This window comes from Halorubrum sp. AJ67 (genome assembly GCF_000513435.1).
In genome coordinates this window covers 1-2,590 of the sequence record NZ_CBVY010000025.1, presented here as the reverse complement: position 1 = coordinate 2,590, position 2,590 = coordinate 1, and the positions used below count along the sequence as shown (strand labels likewise).

The following is a 2,590-nucleotide window of genomic DNA, read 5'->3' as shown; positions in this document are numbered from 1 at the left end:
CCTCGTCGTTCAGGTAGAAGTAGCGCGCCTCGAAGGGGTCGCCGCCGGCCTTCGCCAGCTCGCCCGTCAGCTCCCAGTAGGACTCCGGATCGAACACCTGTATCTCGCGCTCGCGGTCGACGATCAGCTTGAGCGTCGGGCCTTGGACCCGGCCGACGGAGATGAAGTCGTCGCCGAGCTGGCGGGCGGATAAGGAGAGGAAGCGGGTGAGGGCGGCCCCCCACGTGAGGTCGATCCGTCTGGCGGGCCTCGCCGGCGGCCGCCCAGCTCGAAGTCGAGGCCTCGGGGTTCGCGAACGCCTCCTGCACCTCGTTTTCGGTGATCGAGGAGAAGCGCACGCGGTCGACGGGGACGTCCTCGTTGACCTCGCGCACCAGCTCGTACGCCTCCTTGCCGATGAGCTCGCCCTCCCGGTCATAGTCGGTCGCGATGACGACGCGGGAGGCGTTGCGGGCGAGCCGCCGGAGCGCGGCGACGATCCCCTCCTGCGTGGGCGTCTTCGTGACGGGCGCGTCGATGAGCTCGACCGGCTCGACGTCGCGCCAGTCGTTGTACTCGGCGGGGAAGTCGACGCCGACGACGTGGCCGGAGAGGCCGATACATCGCTTTCCGCCCCACTCGTAGACGTTGACGTCGTTCATCCGTTCCGCCGTCGCGGACTCGCCGCTCAGGATGTCGGCGATGCGCCGCGCGGCGTTGTCCTTCTCCGTGATTATCAGCTCGGGGCCGCGACTCATTGCGCCGAGATACGCCGCTCCCGGGTCTAAAGCTTTCGCGACGCGAGATCCGCGGCAGGCGCGGGGTCGAACTAAAATAGAGACGGGGAGCGAGTCGCGACCGTCACCGGGCCGCGTCGTCGGATTCCGCGAGGAACTCCGCGTCCGTCGGCTCCGCGTACGGCTCCGGCGGTTCGTCGTCCGCGTCGAGTTCGCGCCGTGCGAGGTGGTTCTCGAGTTGGCGGCGCTTGTTCCTCCCTTTCCGCTCGCGGCCCGATTTCGTGTCTGGCATCGTCACCCGTGTTAACTACACCCACACATATGAGTCTTGTGTCGGTGTGTCAGTGATTCGGTGCGATGTTTAAATACCGGTAGCGGCGACGATGACGGTCTATAAGCGATGCTGTGGCGCGCGCCTCCGAGCGGTCGCCCCCGGCGACCACGAAGGAGCGCCGCGCGAGGGAGTCGGCGGTCCGAAGCGAAGCGGAGGACCGCCGACGAGGCTGGGAAGGCGTGAGGTGCTGTGCGGTTGCGGGGCGGGACTCGAAGGGGCAGCCGGGAGGGCGAAGCACGGCGACGGCAGCACCACAGCGAAGGAGCGAAGCGACTGAGCGAGGAGCGCCCCGAGCCGCGCGAGCCCTCCCGGCTGGGGCTTCGGAGGCACTCGCCGTCGATCCGTAATCGGCTATTTACAAGCTCCTAACGACAGTCCGCCAGCGGATTTCAACAGCGAGTGTCTCTGGACACGATCTCGTTAGCCGGGTCGATGCGGAACGAGACGCCGCCGGCAATTCGTGTGAAGACTACCACATAGATACAGCCGCTGTACTCCTCACCGAGAGGCTGGGTGACGACGGTCTCGCCTTCGCCCGAGTCGGGGTCGTCATCGGGATACCCCGCTTTCACGTCCAGCCACAGTGGCTCGTCACCGCTCCCGAACGGACCTTCGACGAGATCCACGTCGGCGTTAGTGTCTTCACTCGCATCGAGCTCGAAGGAGTCCCAGTAGAGTACGCTCTCGGCGGATCGCAGAACGACTTTGAACGTTCGCGAGACGTCCTGACCGTTCGCGATCTCGATGGTGTCGACGACCGTGGGATCGTTGTCGCTCTCCGTGGAATCACCGCCGAGGTCGGTACAGCCAGCGAGACTGACGAGGCCGGCACTACTCAAGCTGACGAGGAGTTTACGACGTCTAGTGGGCATCTCGGGGACCATTCGCTCGATAGGTCTATTTCGGATGAATTTGTTTGTATTTTTCCACCGAACGTGCGTGCTGAACGCGAGCGAGAAGTGTATCGCCCTCTGCGGTTTTCAACAGAACTACAGCCGGGTAGGCTCGGTAACGTCGGACTCGCTCATTGCTGTCGCTCCTCGCTCGTTGTTGCGACAGCGAAGCGCCAGGAGATGGATTTGAACCTCAGTCGTTCCGCTCGCTTTTCGAGGCGCTCGCTTCGCTCACGCCTCGCACCGCTCGCTTCACTCTCTGGTTCAAATCCCTCAGTCTGTGTTCGTCGACGCCGGGCTCGCTCGTCGCTGCCGCTCCTCGCTCGCAATCGGCGTCGACAGGAACGCCAGGAGAGGGATTTGAACCCCCGATCCCGGATGGGAACACGCTTTCCAGGCGTGCGCCTTACCACTCGGCCATCCTGGCTCACGCGGTGATACTCCGGTGCGACTGTTAAGTCCTTCTTTTCGCTCGGAGTCGCGCCTCGGCGAGGTAGGAGAGACCGGCCGACGCCGCGGCGACGCCGAGCGCGACGAGCGCCAGCCCCCAGAGGCCGACCGGCAGCGACCCGGGACCGAGAAGTCGGTATCCCTGCGCGAGCACGAGGAAGGCGAAGCCGCCGACGGCCCCCCACAGCGCCGCGGAC

Annotated in this window: 3 protein-coding genes, 1 tRNA gene and 1 pseudogene; all 5 read right to left on the bottom strand. The window is 65.3% G+C overall.

Annotation, left to right across the window (positions count from 1 at the left end):
* A pseudogene (locus BN903_RS14210) lies at nucleotides 1-737 on the bottom strand (DNA topoisomerase); the annotation flags it as partial.
* Nucleotides 738-840: 103 nt separating this feature from the next.
* Nucleotides 841-1,008, bottom strand: coding sequence for a hypothetical protein (locus BN903_RS17695; protein ID WP_006629578.1), 168 nt, complete (start codon nucleotides 1,006-1,008; stop codon nucleotides 841-843).
* 431 nt (nucleotides 1,009-1,439) lie between these two features.
* Entirely contained in the window at nucleotides 1,440-1,934 is a 495-nt protein-coding gene (locus BN903_RS14200) for a hypothetical protein (protein ID WP_048078352.1), read from the bottom strand.
* A 354-nt stretch (nucleotides 1,935-2,288) separates the two neighbouring features.
* Nucleotides 2,289-2,370, bottom strand: a tRNA-Ser gene (locus tag BN903_RS14195).
* A 27-nt stretch (nucleotides 2,371-2,397) separates the two neighbouring features.
* Nucleotides 2,398-2,590: hypothetical protein (locus BN903_RS14190; RefSeq protein WP_048078351.1), on the bottom strand; the 193-nt coding region annotated here is incomplete at its 5' end.

Excerpts from the sequence above, each read along its gene's own strand:
- BN903_RS14200 (WP_048078352.1), bottom strand. The coding sequence starts at position 1,934 with ATGGTCCCCGAGATGCCCACTAGACGTCGTAAACTCCTCGTCAGCTTG.
- BN903_RS17695 (WP_006629578.1), bottom strand. The coding sequence starts at position 1,008 with ATGCCAGACACGAAATCGGGCCGCGAGCGGAAAGGGAGGAACAAGCGC.